Source organism: Proteus myxofaciens ATCC 19692, from assembly GCF_001654855.1.
Classification (GTDB): domain Bacteria; phylum Pseudomonadota; class Gammaproteobacteria; order Enterobacterales; family Enterobacteriaceae; genus Proteus; species Proteus myxofaciens.
In genome coordinates this window covers 1-19,549 of record NZ_LXEN01000073.1, presented here as the reverse complement: position 1 = coordinate 19,549, position 19,549 = coordinate 1, and the positions used below count along the sequence as shown (strand labels likewise).

Genomic DNA, 19,549 nt, shown 5'->3' with positions numbered 1-19,549 from the left:
AAAATTAATGATTCAGATTTTTTAACAGTGTAAATGAATCTTTCACTCTCTCTTGTGTGACAATAAAGGCTCGTAATATCTCGTCAGAAGAATATCCTTTTGCAACAATTCCTAAAGATGTTGAGTTGATATCCCATGTTAAATCATGACGAGTCGTGTCACCTGCAAGATGTAAAGGCATTAACGGTGTTTTTACCCGAATAATCATGGGAGGAAATGTTAATGGCACTGTATTTTCAGCAACGAGTGATTTTGCTAAATGCATCGCACTAATTTGGATAGGTTGTAAAAATGGTAATAAACTATCATTAATTTGTGCACAATCTCCTAATGCATAAATATCTTTATCACTGCTTTGTAGATATTCATTCACAATAATTCCGCGTTGCGTTTTTAATCCTGCACATTGCGCTAACTGAATATTTGGCGTTAATCCTGTTGCAGCAATGACACAATCAACCGTTAATTGGTGCTGATGATTAAAAGTAGCTTTAATCCCATTTTCTGTTTGCTCTAATGAGGCGATAGGCGATTTTAAAAGTAAATGTACCCCAATATCGGCAAGACTTTTTTGCAAACGCCCACTTAAATCAGCGGGGAGAAGTGAAGATAATAATTGCCCTGAAATATCGCTTAGTGTGACGTCTTTGCCTGCGCGACTAAAATCCATTGCTAATTCTGTACCAATTAGCCCTGCACCTAAGATTAATATTCGCTTGGCTTGGTTGATCTGGGCTTGATAAGCACGATATTCCTGTTGGCTATTTAAGGTAAGCATTAACTGATTACCCGCAATAGAGGGACAATACGTTTTTGCTCCTATCGCTAAAACTAATTTATCATAGTGCCAGTTATCTCCTTGCTGGCTCTCAATAAGCTTCTCTACAGGATCTATATGAGTAATATGAGTGTAAGGATAAAGCGATAATTGATATTGTTGCGCAAATTCTGATGCCGTTTGCTTGGTTAAATCATCCGCTTGTTGAGATTGACTAATAACATGGCTGAGATCAGGCTTGTTATATTCATCAAGACTATCAGCTGCAATTAATGTAATAGCGATATCCGTATTTAATTTTCGGATACTTTTCACTAATTGGCGGGCTGCGAAGCCCGAACCAATAATAACGATACCGTGTTGGTATGTTTCTAGTTTCATTTTACTTCCTTCGCTAATTCATCAAAAACATCTTTTCCTAATGAACATTCAGGGCATAAAAATGAATCCGGAACTTCACTCCATGGTGTATTAGGTTGCACATTTTGAATTGGTTCACCGACAGCAGGATCGTAAATCCATTGGCAAACACTGCATTGCATACAAGGCCCTAAATCAGTCGTTGTATTAACCGATTCTGTATTAGGTGGTAATTCTATTGTTGGACGTTGTATTAACGGCGCTAAAGCCCAAAGACGCGCAATTTCTCGTCCATATTCACGACAGACTTCTTGTGCTTGCATATCAGGACGCCATTTTGTTTTTAGTGCTAACGCAGTTTCAAAACCAGCATCCATTAAGCGAGTTTGGATTCTATCAACAGCACCACCATTCCAGCCATAACTACCAAAAGCGGCAGCTTTTTTATTACGAAAACGTAAGCCTGTCATTTCTTCAAGCATGGCGGCAATTTTTGGCATCATGACATTATTCATTGTCGATGAGCCGACTAAAATACCTTTAGAGCGAAATGCACTAGTAATGATGTCATTTTTATCACTTTTGGCGACGTTATAGCTTTTTACAAACACATTAGGGTCAACTTCGTTAATTCCTTGTGCGATTGCATCTGCCATCATTCGTGTATTGTTTGACATGGTATCGTAAAAAATAGTAATACGGTCTTCTTGATAGTCAGCAGCCCATTTTAGATATAATTCAATAATTTGTGTTGGATTATCACGCCAAACTACACCATGCGATGTCGCAATCATATCGACAGGTAAATTAAAGCCAAGGATTTCATTAATTTTAGGAGTAACAAGACGACTAAAAGGAGTCAAGATATTGGCATAATAGCGCTGACATTGTTCAAAAAGTTCAGTTTGATCAACTTCATCGTTAAATAAACGCTCATCACAATAGTGCTGACCAAAGGCATCATTACTGAATAAAATAGCATCACCTGTAAGATAGGTCATCATGCTGTCAGGCCAATGTAGCATTGGTGTCTCGACAAAAATCAGTTGCTTATCATTGCCAATATCTAATGTATCGCCTGTTTTAACAATATTAAAATTCCATTCTGGATGATGATGATGACCATTAATTGAATCAATCGCATTAGCAGTGCAATAAATGGGTGTGTTAGGAATAAACGACATTAATTCGGTGAGTGCGCCAGCATGATCTTCTTCAGCATGATTAATAATAATGTAATCGATATCATTGAGGTTGATCTGCGTGCGTAGATTTTGCACAAATTCTCGACTGAATTTATGGTCAACTGTATCAATAAGTACTTTTTTTTCCTCACAAATCAAATAGCTATTATAGCTACTACCTAATAATGTTTTATATTCAGTGCCATGAAAATCACGTACTTCCCAATCTCTTTGTCCAACCCAATTAACATTATTTTTAACATGAATAGCCATTGTGTGATTCCTTTTGATTAATCTTTAATAGTGATATGTATTTATATAATCAATAAGCGTGCCAACTTTTATCTAATTGTTTTTATAGTGTTTTTATAATTCATGAATAACTAGTGTGTTAAAATGACTATCTTTTTCATGTCAAAATGACCACAATAAGAGTCAATATGACTATGGGGTAAATGATGGGATTTTCAGTAGAAGTATTAGCCAAAATTGCGATTGAATTACAACAAGATGTCGGTCATCAAGATAGATTTCAAAGATTAATAACCACACTTAGGCAAGTGCTTCATTGTGATGCGGCAGCGTTACTACGTTATGAACCTCATCAGTTTATTCCATTAGCGATTGATGGTTTAGTCTCTGATGTATTAGGGCGACGCTTTTTACTTGAAGGACATCCTCGTCTTGAAACGATTGCTCGTGCTGGAGATGTAGTTCGTTTTCCTGCTGATAGTGATTTACCAGACCCTTACGATGGTCTTATTCCAAATAGTGAACATTTAAAAGTTCATGCCTGTATTGGTTTACCTTTATTTGCAGGGCAAGACTTAATTGGTGCATTAACGTTAGATGGAATGAATCCTCATCAATTTGATAATTTTAGTGATGAAGAATTACGCTTAATTGCAGCATTAACTGCGGGGGCTTTAAATAATGCATTATTGATTGAGCAACTCGAAAATCAAAATATGTTATTTACCCCAAAAAACAGTTTCAAATCGACGGCAAAAACAGAAATTATTGGTTTATCGCCTGCTATGCAACAGCTCAAAAAAGAAATAGAGATTGTTGCTAACGCTGATATGAATATTTTAGTCAGTGGTGAAACAGGAACGGGTAAAGAGCTGGTAGTGAAAGCAATTCATGAAACGTCACTTCGTGCAGATAATCCGTTAGTCTATTTAAATTGCGCAGCATTACCTGAAAGTGTGGCCGAAAGTGAATTATTTGGTCATGTAAAAGGCGCATTTACGGGGGCTATTAGCCATCGTAGCGGTAAATTTGAAATGGCGGATAAAGGCAGTTTATTTCTTGATGAAATAGGGGAGCTGTCACTTTCACTTCAAGCAAAATTATTACGAGTATTACAATATGGTGATATCCAGCGTATCGGTGATGATCGTAATTTACGGGTCAATGTGCGAGTCTTAGCTGCGACGAATCGTGATTTATGGGAAGATGTATTAGCCGGACATTTTCGTGCCGATCTTTTTCACCGTTTAAGTATTTTCCCTTTACATGTTCCACCATTACGAGAGCGTAATGATGATATTATTTTATTAGCAGGTTATTTCTGTGAACAATACCGCCAGCGTTTTGGGTTATCACAGGTGGTCGTTAGCCCTGAATTGCGTTTATATTTATTGCATTATACATGGCCTGGTAATGTGCGTGAATTAGAGCATACTATTCATCGTGCTATTGTTTTAGCAAGAGCGAGTAGCAAATCTGATAGCGTGATATTGCAAGTTAGTCATTTTGCATTAGGGACGCAAGAGCAACCTAAAATATCAACAGAAATATTCACGACTCAAGCACAAAATTTAAAAGAAGCGACAGATAAATTTCAGCGAAATATGATTCAACAGGCTTTGTTGAATAATAATCATAATTGGGCTGCGACAGCGCGAGAATTATCATTAGATCCTGCTAATTTACGTCGTTTAACAAAGCGATTAGGACTGAAATAATTATCTACTATACAAATAAAAAGGTAATTTGGGGCGTGATCCAAATTACCTTAATGATTATATTAGGGCAGATTTAATAATTATTTTCTGAAAGCATTCACCGTGATGGTTACCAGTTCTGTTAATAGACTATAAAATTGGCTATACCCGCTCATTTTTACACTATTTAGATAATGAGGGAGCCACGTATTTAAGTAATGAGTTAATAATTTATTAACTGCATCTTCTCTTTTTTTAGACGCTAATGTTGCCACTTGGAATAACACTAAACCGATACTCTCGATAGAGTTAGGAAAATCATCTTTTGATTTAAATTGTTCACATTTTAAATATTCAATTAATCTACAAGTAAGCTCACTTTGTGGTATATCATCAAGTTTTAAATACAATGTATTGTTAGGTAAAGCAGGTAACAAATTATTAATTTCAATAAAAAGATGTTGCCATTGTTTTTTTAATTGGCTCATATCTGCTGAAGCCGCTTTTATTATGTCTTCACAAAGTTGACTATTGATTTTACAAGGCCACTGTGTTGCAAAATCTCCTGTTTTAAAAAAACGAATTGCAGTTTTATTGATGTCATCATCAGGAGGAAATAAATAACACATTCCCAATAAATTAAATGCAGCGGCATAATAAGAAAGCTTGCTCATTTTATGAGGTATTCCTTTCACTAAATTTTATCTTTGATTTTATTTTTATTATTAAGTTAGCTTATTTAATGAATAGAATAGAAAACATAGCGCAACATAAAATCAGCAATAATGGCAATGATACAACCTATAATAAATAAGGTATGGTTAGGCTTAGGTTGATTTTTTTGTTTTAACTGTTTCACAATACTATATCCACAGATAAAGACAGCAAATACGGCTAGTACCCAACACATTGCGCGTAATGTACCAATAGAATAGTAAACATCAATGGGTGATAAAGGGAATGTCACCGATGTTTGACTATAACGTGTACTTGTTAAATATTGCTCATAAATTGGTTGATATAAAAGTCGTCCTATTAGGCTTATTGCCATAATAGACCAGAGTTGCCACTGGTTACGTATGGATAATGTTTGTTGTGGTATATCAATACCTACTTTATGACCAATGCACTCGAGTATTTTTATTAATAAGAAAAATAGCGCAGAGCCTAATGTGAGCATGGCACCAAAAAACATCACATAGGTATTGTTATCCATCCACGTCAGTATTGAAGTATGGCGATAAATAGATGCCATGCAATAAATATCAAAAAGCCCAATCAGAATACTGCTACTTAATAACAGTATAGAAAGTTTTCGAGTACGCCATAACCATAAAAAAGTGAGCCCTAAGCTACCAACAAAAATAGCAGTCACGGCAACTTCACGGCTTAGCCATGATGAAAATACATTTCTAATCGCATTAGGGGCATTTAATGGCACACCTAAATGAGTAATAGATGCAATTGAGCCTAATCCTGCTAATCCGCAAATAATGAGTAGCGCTAGCAACATAACGCGATAATAACTTTCTGCATTAAGAGTATGAGAAAGGCGACGAGCAAATAACCCCGTCATTAATGCTAACCCTATTGTGGCATTCATCATAAAGGTGAAAATTAATAGCGACCATTCATTCATTTTGTTTCTCCTTTATGGCTAATACCGTCGTTATTTGCTCCTTGGTGTGGACTAATCACTAAATTAGGATGCGTGATATTAGGATCAGGCAATCCCGTGACATAATCGACATTGCCATAACGTTTACGTAATTCATCAATAGGGCCACATTGAATAGCGCCTAAAGGGCATGTTGCAACACAAACAGGTTGTTCACCTTTTAATTGCAAATCGATACAAAAATCGCATTTTGACATTTGTTTTGTGTTTGGATTCATTTGCGGTGCGCCATAAGGACAAGACCATGCACAAGCACCACACCCGACACATTTATCGGTATTCACCATGACAATGCCGTCACCTTCACGCTTATGCATCGCGGTTGTTGGGCAATTTTTCACACAAACAGGATCAGCACAGTGATTACACGAAATAGATAAGGTATAAGCAAAAACATTATTAATCAGTGCACCTTTTGTATTGCGAATATAGCCACCGCCGGTAATTTCATATACACGGCGAAATTTACGTCCCACATCAAGATTATTTTTATCTTTACATGCCACTTGGCAAGCTTTACAGCCTGAACAACGGGCACTATCGATATAAAAACCTAATTGTTTTTCGCTAATTGCTGGGTACTCAATAAATTTACTCATGCTTTTTCTACCTCAACCAATAGAGTTTGGTGAGCATTGCCATGCGCCATTGCAGTGCGACGAGATGAGGTTAAGACGTTGGCACATCCTCCTTGATCGATACCATTTTTATCAGGTTGCCACCACGCACCGGCTTGTAATGCCACAACGCCAGGCATAATGCGCTGAGTTAATTTAGCGGGGATCATGGTGATCCCTCTGTCGTTATAAACTTTGACTTTATCGCCTTCGCTGATCTTTCTTTCTTGAGCATCTAATGGGTTGATCCACAATTCTTGGCGTTGCACTTCTTGTAGCCAAGGATTGGCAAATTGTGTTGAGTTAGCACGATTACGTCCTTTCCATGTAATAAGCTGGAGAGGATAGTGTGCTGTTAAGGTATCTTCAGGCCCTTCAATCGCTGGCACATAGTGTGATAGTGCAGGAATATCGACATTATTCATGTCATACAAGCGTTTAGAGAAAATTTCGATTTTCCCTGATGGCGTTGGAAAGGGATTTTTGTCAATATCTTGAATATTTTTCTCAAACGCGACATTTTGAGGATGAGGACGTTGTTTTAATAGATGACGGCGTTTAATTAATAACTCATCAAAAGTCGGAATACCGTCTTCAGGGCGTTTTTGGCTGGCATCATTAACTAAATATTCAATCCAATCTTTGTCGGTTTTTTTACCTTCACTAAATTGTTCACCAACGCCAATTTTATCGGCAACTTCACGTAACCAATCATAGTCAGTGCGTCGCTCAAATTCAGGTTCGATAACTTTTTCTGAAAGAATAATGTAATCGCCATAGCTCCAAGTACCACCAATATTCCAGCGCTCTAAAAAACTTGTTTCTGGTAATAAAATATCGGCAAATTTTGCACTTGGGGTTAAATACAGATCACTACAGACAATAAATTCTACTTTCGATTCATCCTCAAGTATCTTAGCAGCATGAAGAATATCGGTGTTTTGATTCGCCATGTAGTTACCCGCCATGGAGAAAATCATTTTGATTTCAGTTTCTAACTTTTCTGCATTGAGTAAGCCATTTTGTGGCGTAACGAGTGTTTTATCTTCACAAGCTTGTACCCAGTTGGTGATATTAATTTTGGTTTTGACAGGGTTTGTTAATAAACTCGGTCCTGCAATGGTTTTACGTAATTCAGTATTTAACGCCATACCATAACCTGCAGCCCAACCACCACGCACACCGACATTACCTGTGATAGTGGCTAATAGTGTTGCACCACGGGCTGTACGTTCACCGCAGATATGACGCTGAGGTCCCCAGCCTTGTATTAATGCAGCCGGTTTTGTTGAGGCATATTCACGGGCTAATTGGCGAATAGTATCAGCAGGGACTTTAGTGATAGTTTCAGCCCATTCTGGGGTTTTCTTAATACCGTCTTTTTTACCCATTAAATAGGCGACAAGCGACTCATTTTCACCTACACCTGCTGGCATTTGGTGTTCATCAAACCCTATCGTGTATTTATCAATAAACGCTTTATCATGACGATTTTCACTGACGATAACATACATCATGGCATCCATCATGGCATTATCAGTAGTCGGTAAAAGCGGTATCCATTGATCTGCAAGCGATGAGGCAGTATCAGAATAACGAGGATCGACAACAATAAATTTGGTGCCGTTTGTCTTCATTTTCTGAAAATAATGATTAGAGTGACCAAAAATCGTTTCATTAGGATTATGGCCCCATAAAATGACTAATGGCGTATTTTCTAGTGTATCTAGAGTGCTACCACTGGCCGCTGTTCCATAGGTATAAGGTGTGACTGCGAGTGTATTGCCATTACTGACAGAGTGATAGTTTTCAAGAAATCCTCCTGTAAGATTAAATAAACGGCGTAGCATATTCGCGCCAGAGAATATGCCACCTGTTACACCGGTACTTAGGCTAACAAAGCGTGAAGAAGGGCCATATTGCTGATTAATTCGTTGCATATTATCGGCAATAATCGTAGTGGCTTCATCCCATGTAATACGTTCAAAGTGACCTTCACCGCGTTTTCCAACTCGCTTCATTGGATATTTTAAACGATCAGGATGATAGACAAATTTTCGATAGCCACGGCCTCTTACACAGGCTCTCATAATAGGCATTTCTTCATCTAAATCGGCATCAGGACGCGTACTAATACGGGTGACTTTGCCATCTTTAACATGAGCTCGAATATCGCATTTTCCACCGCAGTCAAAACTACTACAGGTTGAAACGACACGCTCTGTGTCTTCTTGATTATATGCTAATGGTGTCGAAATAAGAGACTCTGGTGTTGTCGCAATTGATTTCGAGGTGAGAAAAGGTAGTGTCACTAAAGCAGAACTTGCTTGTAAAAAATGGCGACGGCTGACCTTATTAACTCTATTTTTTATATCATTATTGTGATCGGACTGATTGCTCATATTGAACGCTACCTTAAACATAATAGACGGAACCGATATACCCGATACTTGATATAAAAAACGCGTATTTTCTCAGTGATGAATAAAGGGAATGTCTGGTTTCCGCTGCATTATTATTGAATGCATAGACAATGACAGAACGTCCGAAATAACGTCTGTGAAGGGGATAGTAGAGGATTAATAGTGTGTCAACATTCTAAAACCAGACAACGAGATTTGAATTTCGGCCTATTTATTGACAGTGTTAAAAACACGTTTTTTGATTGTTAATGGCGTTGTATAAATAGATATCATAAAGGTTTAAATTTGCGCTAAGTCAGTTTCGATATATTAATATTTATATAGCGAATTTAAACACATAACTTCAATTTGCTAATGTGCCCTAATAGTAGCAACTGCTATATTAATAAACATAAAAAATGACAAGAGAGCGATTTTATTGTGAGAAATATCCCTTTAAAAAGCGTTGATTCCCTTGAGAGAGATGTTATTGCGCTGGGTACAGACTATTTACCAAATACGTTGTTAGAAACACATCAACATCGTCGTGCGCAATTTTTATACCCTGCAACAGGGTTAATTGAAGTGAGTACAAATGATGGTGAGTGGGTTATTCCGCCTTCTTGTGGTGTGTGGATCCCTCCTGAAACTGGCCATGAAACACGTATGCTTGATGTGAGCACTCGCAGTTTATATATTGAGCCAAAGGCCGCGCCACGTAATAGTAAACAATGCGAGGTACTTAGTGTTTCGCCACTATTTCGACAATTACTTCTTGAAGCGGTCGATATTCCTGCAAAATATGATAAACAAGGGCGTGATGGTATTTTAATGCAGTTAATCTTATCTGAATTAGCAAATGCCAAACCGTTGCCTTTTTTTGCCCCTATTCCTCAAGATGCTAAGTTAGCAAAATTATGTCGGGATTTTATTCGTGATCCCAAAATAGACTCATTACCTCAACAATGGGCTGAAAAATTGCATAAAAGTGAGCGCTCATTTAGTCGTTATTTTCGCCAGCAAACAGGTATGTCTTTTTCGCAATGGCGCCAGCAAGTGTGTCTACTAAATTCACTCACACAAATCTTATCAGGGAGTAGTATTACAGAAATTGCGTTTGATTTGGGTTATAACAGTGCGGGTTCATTCTCGACGATGTTTAAAAAACAGATGGGGCAATCACCTTCGCATTTTAGTCTTGATGGATTAGATATCGATCAATTTTGATGAAAATGAGTAAAAATAGGTACCTTATTGAATACCTATTCTTTTATGAATTATAGCGACTTAAGCGATATGTTTACGTGTTGAATGACGTAAATAATAAGGTAAAAAGACTAAACTGAGTGCGGTAATAGTGGCTGTTGCGATTAATACCACTAAAAATGACTGCTCAAAAGCACTATTCGCGTGTGAGACTAATAATGTTGACGCTGAGTCTGGTAATTTACTTGCAACAATCAAAGCTTCATCTAGGCTATCGTAAACAATATCACTGACAGATAGCGAATCAGGTAGCGTGAGTTTTAAGGTGTAAATGGTACTCATTAAACTCCCCATAAACGTGACACCAATAACATTACCTAGCTCATAAGCCACATCTTCTATTGATGCCGCCATACCGGCTTGATTATCAGCAACGCTGAGCATAATAGATGTCGCTGCTGTGGTAAAAATAATACCTAACCCAAACCCAATTAGAAATAAACTCCCGATTAACACACTGGATGAAAACGTTTGGTAAACCGCGATTAACCAAAGATTACCGGCTAATGTAATTGCAAAGCCTGCAATAATAAGGCGAATTTCGCCAAGGCGTGCTAAGAAATAACCCGCTAATGGCGATGCTAAGACAGAGCCAATCGGAATAGGCAAAATCACTAATGCAGCTTGTAACGGTGTAAAACCTGCGACTAATTGTAAACGTTGACTGAGTAATAGTTCGATGCCAACAATAATCACCATAGAAAGCACTGCCATTAAAATACCAATGCTAAAAAATCGATTTTTAAATAGTCGAAAATCAATCATAGGGTGAGTTTGCTTTTTCTGGCGTAAAGCAAAAAGGGTTAAAAAGAATGTTGCTATTATTGTTGCAATTAATGCATAGCTCCACTCAATATAAGGCTTACCGATCTCTTTTAAAGCATAAATTGCACTGACTAAGCCAATAAGAACCAGCAATGAACTGAAATAATCTATTTTGAATTTACCATGACCTGCAAAGCTTGGAATAAGCCAAATAGAGAAAGGTAGAACCAAAATAACAATGGGAACATTAATTAAAAAAACAGAACCCCACCAGAAGTTATTCAGTAAAATTCCACCAATCAGAGGACCTAATGCTGCACCGCCTGATGCAACCGCAGACCAAATACCAATAGCTACCGCTCTTTCTTGTGGATTATTAAATACTTGGCGAATAATCGATAGTGTTGCTGGCATACTCATTGCCGCACCGATAGCTAAAAAACCTCGAGAAGCAATTAATGTTGTTGCTGTGGGTGAAAATGCCGCACAAAGTGATGCAATAGCAAATAAAGGAAGCCCACAAATAAATAACGTTTTATGACCGATTCTATCGGTTAACATACCTGTTGCAGGCAATAAACCTGCCATTATCAATGGATAAGCATTCATTATCCATAATTTTTCAGAGGCACTTGCGTTTAGGTCGTGAGTCAACCGTGGTAATGCGGTATAAAGCACAGTGACATCGACGACTATGAGAAACAACATGCTAGATACCAGAAGTAATACTATCCAACGTTTATAATCTCTTATCATATAATTCTCAGTTATTATCATATCTATTATTTTACTACTTACTGCTATAATATAAATCCATACGGACGTATTGAAAAGAGGTTTTTTTAAATGGGACGCCAACGAACGATTGACAGAGATAAACTACTTGATGCAATTTTTGACATTGTTATGGAGCAAGGGGCTGCGGCTTTAACCATTGATACTGTTGCAAAAAAAATGGGCATTTCTAAAGGTGGTGTGCAATATTGTTTTAGTAGTAAAGAGGCCATGATTGATGCCATGTTTGAACATTGGGAAGGTCATTATGAAACCCGTTTTAATGAAGTGATTAAAAACGATAACTCACCAGTAACACGTGTTAAAGCGCATATTCACGCAACCCACAATCACGATAAAGTCTCTTTTGCTAAAGGTGCAAGCTTAATGGCCGCACTATTACAAACGCCAGAATATTTAAAAAGCACCAAAGAGTGGTATCACGAACGATTAGAAGGGTTAGATATGTCAACAGAAGAAGGTAAACGTGCAAGGCTTGCCTTTTTAGCGACAGAAGGTAGTTTTTTACTGCGTTATTTTGGTTTAATGGATATTGATGATAATGAATGGCAATCAATATTTGAAGATATTGATTCAATGCTTAACCAATCTAAATCGAAGCTATAAAAAAAGCATGTCGTGAATCATTTCAACGACATGCTTTATATCAATATTAGAGTGATTTAATTAGTAGTACATCGCAATTAATTTATCATCAAGCTCTTTAACTTCAACGGGGGTATCGAAAATATCCTCGATAATCTCTGATTTCATGATTTCTCTAGGAGAGCCGTGATAATAGAGTTTTCCGTTACGCATGGCTAAAATATAGTCAGAATAAACAGAAGCAAAGTTGATGTCATGAATCACAATAATAATCGTTTTTCCTAGCTCATCAGCAGCTTTTCGCAGTAGTTTCATCATGATCACAGCATGTTTCATGTCGAGATTATTTAATGGTTCATCAAGCATGACATATTCTGTATTTTGGCATAACACCATCGCAACATAAGTACGTTGGCGTTGTCCACCTGATAACTCATCAAGATAGCGGTGACGAAACTCTGATAAGTTGAGAAAGTCTAAGGATTCATCAATAATTTTTTTATCATCAAGTGTTAGACGCCCTTTAGAATAAGGATAGCGGCCAAAACCAACGAGCTCTTCAACAGTAAGACGACTTACAAATTGGTTTTCTTGACGAAGAATAGAAAGATTTCTGGCTAATATATCGCTATCTGTTGTGGCGACATCCATTCCGTTGACATTTACGCTACCGCTTTCTGGTACTAATAAGCGACCAATGACAGACAGTAATGTTGATTTACCTGCACCATTAGGGCCGATAATGGATGTGATACCACCACGCTGAATGGTTGTCGTAATATCATCAAGTACGGCAACATCTTGATAGCATTTGGATATTTTGCTGATTTCAATCATGTTAAAGTCTTCTTAAAACCAAATAGATAAAGAACATACCACCAATAAATTCAATCACAACAGAAAGCGTACCTGTCATTTTTAAGCCATATTCTAAAATAAGCTGTCCACCAATTAAGGCAATGGTTCCTAGTAAAAAAGCCACAGGCATCAGAAAGCGATGTTGGCTACTGCCACTCACATGATAAGCAAGGTTTGCGACAATCAACCCTAAAAAGGTTAAAGGACCAACTAAAGCTGTTGAAACGGCAACAAGTACTGAAATCAGCAGTAAAATATAGGTTGTTTGTTTACGATAATTAATGCCTAAATTTATTGCATTAGCTTGACCCAGCGCCATAACATCAAAGCAATAACGCTTGCGCCAAAGTAAAATACCCACCACAGCAATAATAGCTAATGCGCAAAAAATAAGATCAGGTGTTGCTCGTGTAAAAGTAGCAAACATACGGCCTTGTAAAATGGAGAACTCGTTAGGATCCATTAAACGCTGTAATAAGGTTGCTGAACTTCTAAAAAGCGTGCCTAAGATAATCCCTATCATCAAGACGAGATTGATATTAAAGCGCACTGAGCTAAATAACCAACGATAGAGTAAAACCGAAAAGAGAACTAAGAGCGCTGATTCAATAAAGAATTTAGCGATATTTATCATCCATGTTGCGGGTAAATCGCTTTCAAAGAAAATAAATAGCGTCTGTAATAACACAAACAATGCCTCTAACCCCATAAGAGAAGGGGTTAGAATTCGGTTATTTGCAATTGTTTGAAATAGGATAGTTGATACACCAGCAGCAAAAGCAACAATTATCATGGTGAGGATAATATAAGCGCGGTGAGTCAGAATATAAGAGATATTACCGTTAAGATTAATCGTCATAAATAGAGCAATAGCGATTAATGATGCACCGAGTAATAGCCATATTCTAGCCATCGGTGAAAAATATTTTTTCTCATGACCAATAGCATTAGTGCATTTGCTGATAGTTGATGAATTAACTTTTTGCATAACGTTGCTGCTTTAATAATAAGAAAAGGAAAATAACAGCACCGACTGCGCCTAAAATCACGCTGGCTGGAATTTCAAATGGATAGCGAATTAGGCGTCCAATCACATCACAGAGCAACACGATAGCGCCACCACTTAAACAAACCCAAGGGATTGTTTTGCGAATATTGTCGCCCATGACTAAGCTTACGAGATTAGGCACGATTAACCCAAGGAAAGGTAGTGCACCCACAACAGAAACGACAACACCACTAATTAACGCGATAATAGAAAGACCAATTATCATCACTTTACGGTAATTTAAACCCACGTTAATTGAGAATTCGCGCCCCATTCCTGCAACCGTGAAACTATCGGCTACCCAGCATGCCATTAGCGCTAAAACGCCAACTAGCCAAAGAAGTTCATAGCGCCCTTGTAAAATGCTAGAAAAATCACCACTCGTCCACGCATCTAATGATTGTAATAAGTCGAAATAGACGGCTAAAAAGATAGTTAAAGCCCCAATAACAGCACTAAGCATAATGCCAACTAAAGGAACAATGAGCGCTGATTTTAATGTAATTTTTTGCAACAACATCATAAATAAAATGGTGCCCAATAACGCAAAAACAGTTGCTACCAGCATTTTTGTAAAAATACCCGCAGCAGGAAACAGCAGCATGACAACGAGTAAGCCTAAGCTTGCTGATTGTGTGGTTCCTGCAAGTGAGGGTTCAACAAAGCGGTTTTGCGTGAGTAATTGCATAATTAAACCCGCAACACTAATCGCACCACCTGCGAGTAATAATGATAGAGTTCTTGGAACACGGCTGATAAAAAAGATATCGCGCATTTCGGGATCAGAAAAAAGCGAAGCAGGAGTAATATCTCCTGCGCCGATAAATAGACTGATCATTGAGAGGATAGCAATAACGCCTATCCCCAATGACAAATGGAACGTTTTCATTCAGTTACTTTTATTTTTTGTTATCCAAAGCTTGATTAATGGTATCCATTAAATTTGAATAAGTTTGGATCCCACCTGAAATGTAAATTGAATTGGCATCAAGATAGATGATTTGATCTTTATTCCAAGCACTTACTTTTCTTACTAAAGCGTTGTCTAACACTTCTTTAGCGGGTTTTGAATCTTCACGACCAATCGCTGCATCACGGTCAATAACAAACATCCAGTCAGGATTGAGTTTTAGTAATAACTCAGAGTTAACGATGTTGCCGTGTGCGCCTGGGCTATCGAATTCATAAGCAGGTTTGAAACCAAGTACATCATAGATAAAGCCAAAGCGTGAACCTGGGCCATATGCTGAAATTTTACCACCACTGACTAGCACAACCATTGCTGTACCTGCATCTGGTGTTTTAGTTTTAACAGTATCAATTTTGCTATTGAAGTCAGCGAGTAATTTTTTCGCTTGTTCTTCTTTACCAAAGATTTGACCTAATTCTGTTGTGCGCTCTGTCAGGCTATCGATAAAGTGCTTGCTATCGATATCCATAGAAATTGTTGGTGCAATTTCACTTAACTTTGGATAAACATCACGAGCACGGCTACCACCTAAAATTAAATCAGGAGCAGTATTACTTAACTGTTCATAATTAGGCTCAAATAATCCGCCTTCATTCGTATATTTGCTGCTATCAGAATATTTAGATAAGAACTTAGGTAAGTGAACGTTAGTTTGTGGAAGGCCAACAATAGGCACATCTAATGCATCAATAATATCAAGTGTTTCCATATTCATCACAACCGTTTTTTTAGGATGTGCTGGAATTTCAGTTTTTCCTTGAGCATGTTCAATCGTGAGGGTTTGTTTCTCAGTAGATTGCGTTGTTGATGTATCTTGTGCGTTATCACAACCGGCGATAACAAGCGAAGAAAGGAGTAAAAACAGTGGGCTTAGTGACTTTTTAAACATATTCTTTCCCATATTGTTTGTTGCAACATGAAATACACAATTTCTGATGTGAGTGGTTCAAATAGTAAGAGCCACAAAGAAACTCATGATAACACCAAAATCATAAAGAATAATGATACTAATTCACATTCTCATAATAATAAAGGATTAACTTTCCTAAATGGGTTGTTTTTTGAGAGAGATCATGGGTTGAAAGACGAAGGATAAGATTTGAGATGATTTTCTGGTCTTTTAAAGAATGGTGAAGATTATTTACTCAATTTGTGAAGGGCGTCAAAAGAGCAAGTCAATAAGAGACAACTATTCTCCTCTAAGAAATATCGCTAACTACTCTCATTACGTATACTGAATTCAAGCAGAAACAATCTTATTTTTAATTTCAGTTCGGTTTCTGTACTGACACAGTAATGAATGCGCAAGAGACGGTATGATTTATCTCTATAGCAAATTTCAAGAGGATTTTATGCAAAAAAAATATATCTATCTATTTTGCTCTGCTGGCATGTCTACATCGCTTCTCGTGACTAAAATGCGTGCACAAGCAGAAAAATACGATGTTCCTGTTGTGATTGAAGCATTTCCAGAAACACTCGCCGCACAAAAAGGACAAGAAGCAGATTTAATTTTGTTAGGTCCACAAATTAGTTGGATGCTCCCTGATATTCAAAAGTTACTACCTAATAAACCCGTCGAAGTAATCGACTCTTTATTATATGGCAAAGTGGATGGTTTAGGCGTGCTAAAAGCCGCCGTAGCATCCATTAAAAAAGCAGCAGAAACAACCTATTAAAATTTTTATTTTTTTATCTTTTTATATTCCAGTCAAAGAGCGAATTTTTTAGCTAGCCGCGTTATTAGTGGCATTTTAAGGGTATTTTTCTATGAGTAAGGTCATCGGTTCACTTGAAAAGGTACTCCTTCCTTTTGCTGTTAAAATAGGAAAGCAACCTCATGTTAATGCGATTAAAAATGGATTTATCCGTTTAATGCCATTAACACTTGCAGGCGCCATGTTTGTACTTATCAATAATGTTTTTCTTAGTTTTGGTGAAGGTTCTTTTTTCTACTCTCTCGGAGTTCGTCTTGATGCATCAACGATAGAGACACTCAATGGTTTTAAAGCGATTGGCGGTAATGTTTATAATGGTACATTAGGGATAATGTCGCTAATGACCCCCTTTTTTATCGGCATGGCATTAGCAGAAGAGCGCAAGGTTGACTCTATTGCTGCAGGGTTATTAGCTATTGCTGCCTTTATGACAGTCACACCTTATGATGCTGGTGGCGCTTATGCAGTTGGTGCCAATTGGCTTGGTGGCGCTAATATCATATCAGGGATTATTATCGGCCTTGTTGTTGCTGAAATGTTCACCTTTATTGTGCGTCGTAACTGGGTTATTCGTTTACCTGACAGTGTGCCTGCTTCTGTTTCTCGTTCATTTTCCGCGTTAATTCCTGGCTTTATCATTTTATCTATTATGGGCGTTGTTTCCTGGGGATTAGCGCAATATGGTACACACTTCCACCAAATTATTTTAGATTCTATCTCAACACCATTAGCCTCTATGGGCTCTGTTGTGGGTTGGGCTTATGTTGTTTTTACATCACTACTTTGGTTCTTTGGTATTCATGGTTCATTAGCTCTTGCTGCGCTTGATAGCGGGATTATGACACCTTGGGCACTAGAAAACGTTGCTATCTACACACAATACGGTTCTGTTGATGCGGCATTAGCAGCAGGTAAAAGCTTCCATCTTTGGGCTAAACCAATGCTTGATTCCTTTATTTTCTTAGGAGGAACAGGGGCGACATTAGGGCTTATTTTGGCTATTTTTATCGCTTCTCGTCGTGCTGATCATCGACAAGTTGCAAAACTGGCATTACCAGCAGGTTTATTCCAAATTAATGAACCTATTATTTTTGGTTTACCTGTCATTATGAATCCTGTGATGTTTATTCCTTTTATTCTTATTCAACCTATATTGGCTACAATTACTGTCACTGCATATTATTTAGGGATTATCCCACCTGTGACAAATATTGCACCTTGGACAATGCCAACAGGTTTAGGGGCTTTCTTTAATACAAATGGCAGTATTGCAGCGCTGTTACTCGCACTATTTAACTTAGGTGTGGCTACCGTACTTTATTTACCTTTTGTGATTATCTCTAATAAAGCACAAACGGAAATAGATAAAGAAGAAAGTGAAGAAGATATTGCGAATGCATTAAAGTTTTAAATAAGTAAAAAATCAGGTGTAGTTTTTCTACACCTGACAGTTAAAGAGGAAACACCATGCTAGATATTGAAAACACACTTGATAGCTCAGCAACAGAAGATGCACTTGAAGAGATTGTCATGGGCTTAATTATTAATTCAGGGCAAGCAAGAAGTGTTGCTTATGGCGCATTAAAAAAAGCCAAAGAAGGGGATTTTGTGACGGCAAGAAGCTTGATGGAGCAGTCTCGCGAAGCATTAAATGAAGCGCATAAAATTCAGACACGCTTAATTGGTGACGATCAAGGCTTGGGTAAAACAAAGGTTAATTTAGTCTTAGTGCATGCACAAGATCATTTAATGACGTCAATGTTAGCAAGAGAATTAGTGACAGAACTTATCGATTTACATGAAAAGATAAAATAAGGTGAGCGTTGTGGTGCCGTCATTAAAAGATCAAACAGAAATACGTATGGTTTATGAAAACCAACTATTTAATGGTAAAAACTTTCATGTCTTTATTTATAATAAAACAGAAAGTGTTAGTGGCTTGCATCAACATGATTATTACGAATTCACTATTGTTTTAACGGGACGCTATTATCAAGAAATTAATGGTAAGCGTATTTTATTAGAGCGGGGTGATTTTGTTTTTATTCCTATTGGTTCTTATCATGAAAGTTTTTACGATTTCGGTGCGACACGTATTTTAAATGTAGGGATAAGTAGAGATTTTTTTAATAAACATTATCTTTCTTTATTACCTTCTTATTTTATTGCATCTCAAGTTTATGAATTAAAGAATGAATTTCTCTCTTATATAGAATCTGTTATTAGTTCATTAAATTTTAGACATACAGAATTCAATGAGTTTATCGAAATTGTCACCTTTAATGTTGTGAATAGATTGCGTCATTATAAGAATACGCGAATAGAAGATGATGTACCTTTATGGCTAAAAGAGACTGTGAGTGAAATGCATGAGAAACAAAAATTTGGTGAAAATGCATTAGTAAATATGATCCTTTTATCAGGGAAGTCTCAAGAATACTTAACAAGAGCAACGCGACGTTATTATGATAAAACACCAATGCAAATTATTAATGATATACGAATTAATTTTGCGAAAAGGCAATTAGAAATAACGAATTACTCTGTCACTGATATTGCGTATGATTCTGGTTATA

At 37.2% G+C, this 19,549-nt stretch carries 18 protein-coding genes; 7 read left to right on the top strand and 11 right to left on the bottom strand.

What is annotated here, in order from left to right:
- Positions 1-4: 4 nt before the first annotated feature.
- Together norW and norV are read right to left on the bottom strand one after the other, a co-directional pair.
- Positions 5-1,159, bottom strand: a complete 1,155-nt coding sequence (norW, locus tag M983_RS07880; RefSeq protein ID WP_066749533.1) for an NADH:flavorubredoxin reductase NorW — start codon at positions 1,157-1,159, stop codon at positions 5-7.
- Positions 1,156-2,595, bottom strand: coding sequence for an anaerobic nitric oxide reductase flavorubredoxin (gene norV / locus M983_RS07875; protein WP_066749532.1), 1,440 nt, complete (start codon positions 2,593-2,595; stop codon positions 1,156-1,158). The genes norW and norV overlap by 4 nt, the downstream gene beginning before the upstream one ends.
- 185 nt (positions 2,596-2,780) lie before the next feature.
- Here norV and norR point away from each other — a divergent pair, with 185 nt between their 5' ends.
- On the top strand, positions 2,781-4,292 hold the full coding sequence (gene norR, locus M983_RS07870; RefSeq protein ID WP_066749531.1) for a nitric oxide reductase transcriptional regulator NorR: 1,512 nt from the start codon (positions 2,781-2,783) through the stop codon (positions 4,290-4,292).
- Between the two features lie 80 nt (positions 4,293-4,372).
- On the opposite strand, the gene M983_RS07865 is transcribed toward norR, so the two are convergent.
- The 4 genes from M983_RS07865 to M983_RS07850 form a co-directional block, all read right to left on the bottom strand.
- Positions 4,373-4,945 (bottom strand): molecular chaperone TorD family protein, encoded by a 573-nt coding sequence (locus M983_RS07865; RefSeq protein WP_066749530.1) that lies wholly within the window; start codon positions 4,943-4,945, stop codon positions 4,373-4,375.
- Positions 4,946-5,010: 65 nt separating this feature from the next.
- Positions 5,011-5,910 (bottom strand): dimethyl sulfoxide reductase anchor subunit family protein, encoded by a 900-nt coding sequence (locus tag M983_RS07860; RefSeq protein WP_066749529.1) that lies wholly within the window; start codon positions 5,908-5,910, stop codon positions 5,011-5,013.
- The gene (locus M983_RS07855; RefSeq protein ID WP_066749528.1) at positions 5,907-6,548 is read right to left on the bottom strand and encodes a DMSO/selenate family reductase complex B subunit; all 642 of its coding nucleotides are present in this window, start codon (positions 6,546-6,548) and stop codon (positions 5,907-5,909) included. Before M983_RS07855 ends, M983_RS07860 begins: the two co-directional genes overlap by 4 nt.
- Entirely contained in the window at positions 6,545-8,968 is a 2,424-nt protein-coding gene (locus M983_RS07850; protein ID WP_066749527.1) for a DMSO/selenate family reductase complex A subunit, read from the bottom strand. Before M983_RS07850 ends, M983_RS07855 begins: the two co-directional genes overlap by 4 nt.
- Before the next feature lie 441 nt (positions 8,969-9,409).
- Between M983_RS07850 and M983_RS07845 the strand changes: the two genes are divergently transcribed.
- Positions 9,410-10,195 (top strand): AraC family transcriptional regulator, encoded by a 786-nt coding sequence (locus tag M983_RS07845; protein WP_066749526.1) that lies wholly within the window; start codon positions 9,410-9,412, stop codon positions 10,193-10,195.
- Between the two features lie 60 nt (positions 10,196-10,255).
- Here the strand turns inward: M983_RS07845 and M983_RS07840 are convergent, their stop codons facing one another.
- Entirely contained in the window at positions 10,256-11,755 is a 1,500-nt protein-coding gene (locus tag M983_RS07840; protein ID WP_066749525.1) for an MFS transporter, read from the bottom strand.
- 90 nt (positions 11,756-11,845) lie between these two features.
- On the opposite strand from M983_RS07840, the gene M983_RS07835 reads away from it, so the two are divergent.
- The gene (locus M983_RS07835; RefSeq protein WP_066749524.1) at positions 11,846-12,400 is read left to right on the top strand and encodes a TetR/AcrR family transcriptional regulator; all 555 of its coding nucleotides are present in this window, start codon (positions 11,846-11,848) and stop codon (positions 12,398-12,400) included.
- A 60-nt stretch (positions 12,401-12,460) separates the two neighbouring features.
- Here the strand turns inward: M983_RS07835 and M983_RS07830 are convergent, their stop codons facing one another.
- The 4 genes from M983_RS07830 to M983_RS07815 are packed head-to-tail and all read right to left on the bottom strand — an operon-like array spanning position 12,461 to position 16,144.
- Positions 12,461-13,216 (bottom strand): iron ABC transporter ATP-binding protein, encoded by a 756-nt coding sequence (locus M983_RS07830; RefSeq protein WP_066749523.1) that lies wholly within the window; start codon positions 13,214-13,216, stop codon positions 12,461-12,463.
- Between the two features lies 1 nt (position 13,217).
- Entirely contained in the window at positions 13,218-14,225 is a 1,008-nt protein-coding gene (locus tag M983_RS07825) for an iron chelate uptake ABC transporter family permease subunit (protein WP_066749522.1), read from the bottom strand.
- Complete coding sequence (locus tag M983_RS07820) at positions 14,212-15,174, bottom strand: ABC transporter permease (RefSeq protein WP_066749521.1); 963 nt, start codon at positions 15,172-15,174, stop codon at positions 14,212-14,214. Before M983_RS07820 ends, M983_RS07825 begins: the two co-directional genes overlap by 14 nt.
- A 10-nt stretch (positions 15,175-15,184) precedes the next feature.
- Entirely contained in the window at positions 15,185-16,144 is a 960-nt protein-coding gene (locus tag M983_RS07815) for a siderophore ABC transporter substrate-binding protein (protein WP_066749520.1), read from the bottom strand.
- Positions 16,145-16,607: 463 nt separating this feature from the next.
- On the opposite strand from M983_RS07815, the gene M983_RS07810 reads away from it, so the two are divergent.
- From M983_RS07810 to chbR, 4 genes are all read left to right on the top strand, one after another.
- Entirely contained in the window at positions 16,608-16,934 is a 327-nt protein-coding gene (locus M983_RS07810; RefSeq protein ID WP_066749539.1) for a PTS sugar transporter subunit IIB, read from the top strand.
- 91 nt (positions 16,935-17,025) lie between these two features.
- On the top strand, positions 17,026-18,384 hold the full coding sequence (chbC, locus tag M983_RS07805; RefSeq protein WP_066749519.1) for a PTS N,N'-diacetylchitobiose transporter subunit IIC: 1,359 nt from the start codon (positions 17,026-17,028) through the stop codon (positions 18,382-18,384).
- 56 nt (positions 18,385-18,440) lie between these two features.
- Positions 18,441-18,788, top strand: coding sequence for a PTS N,N'-diacetylchitobiose transporter subunit IIA (chbA, locus tag M983_RS07800; RefSeq protein WP_066749518.1), 348 nt, complete (start codon positions 18,441-18,443; stop codon positions 18,786-18,788).
- Between the two features lie 46 nt (positions 18,789-18,834).
- Positions 18,835-19,549: transcriptional regulator ChbR (chbR, locus tag M983_RS07795; RefSeq protein ID WP_066749538.1), on the top strand; the 715-nt coding region annotated here is incomplete at its 3' end.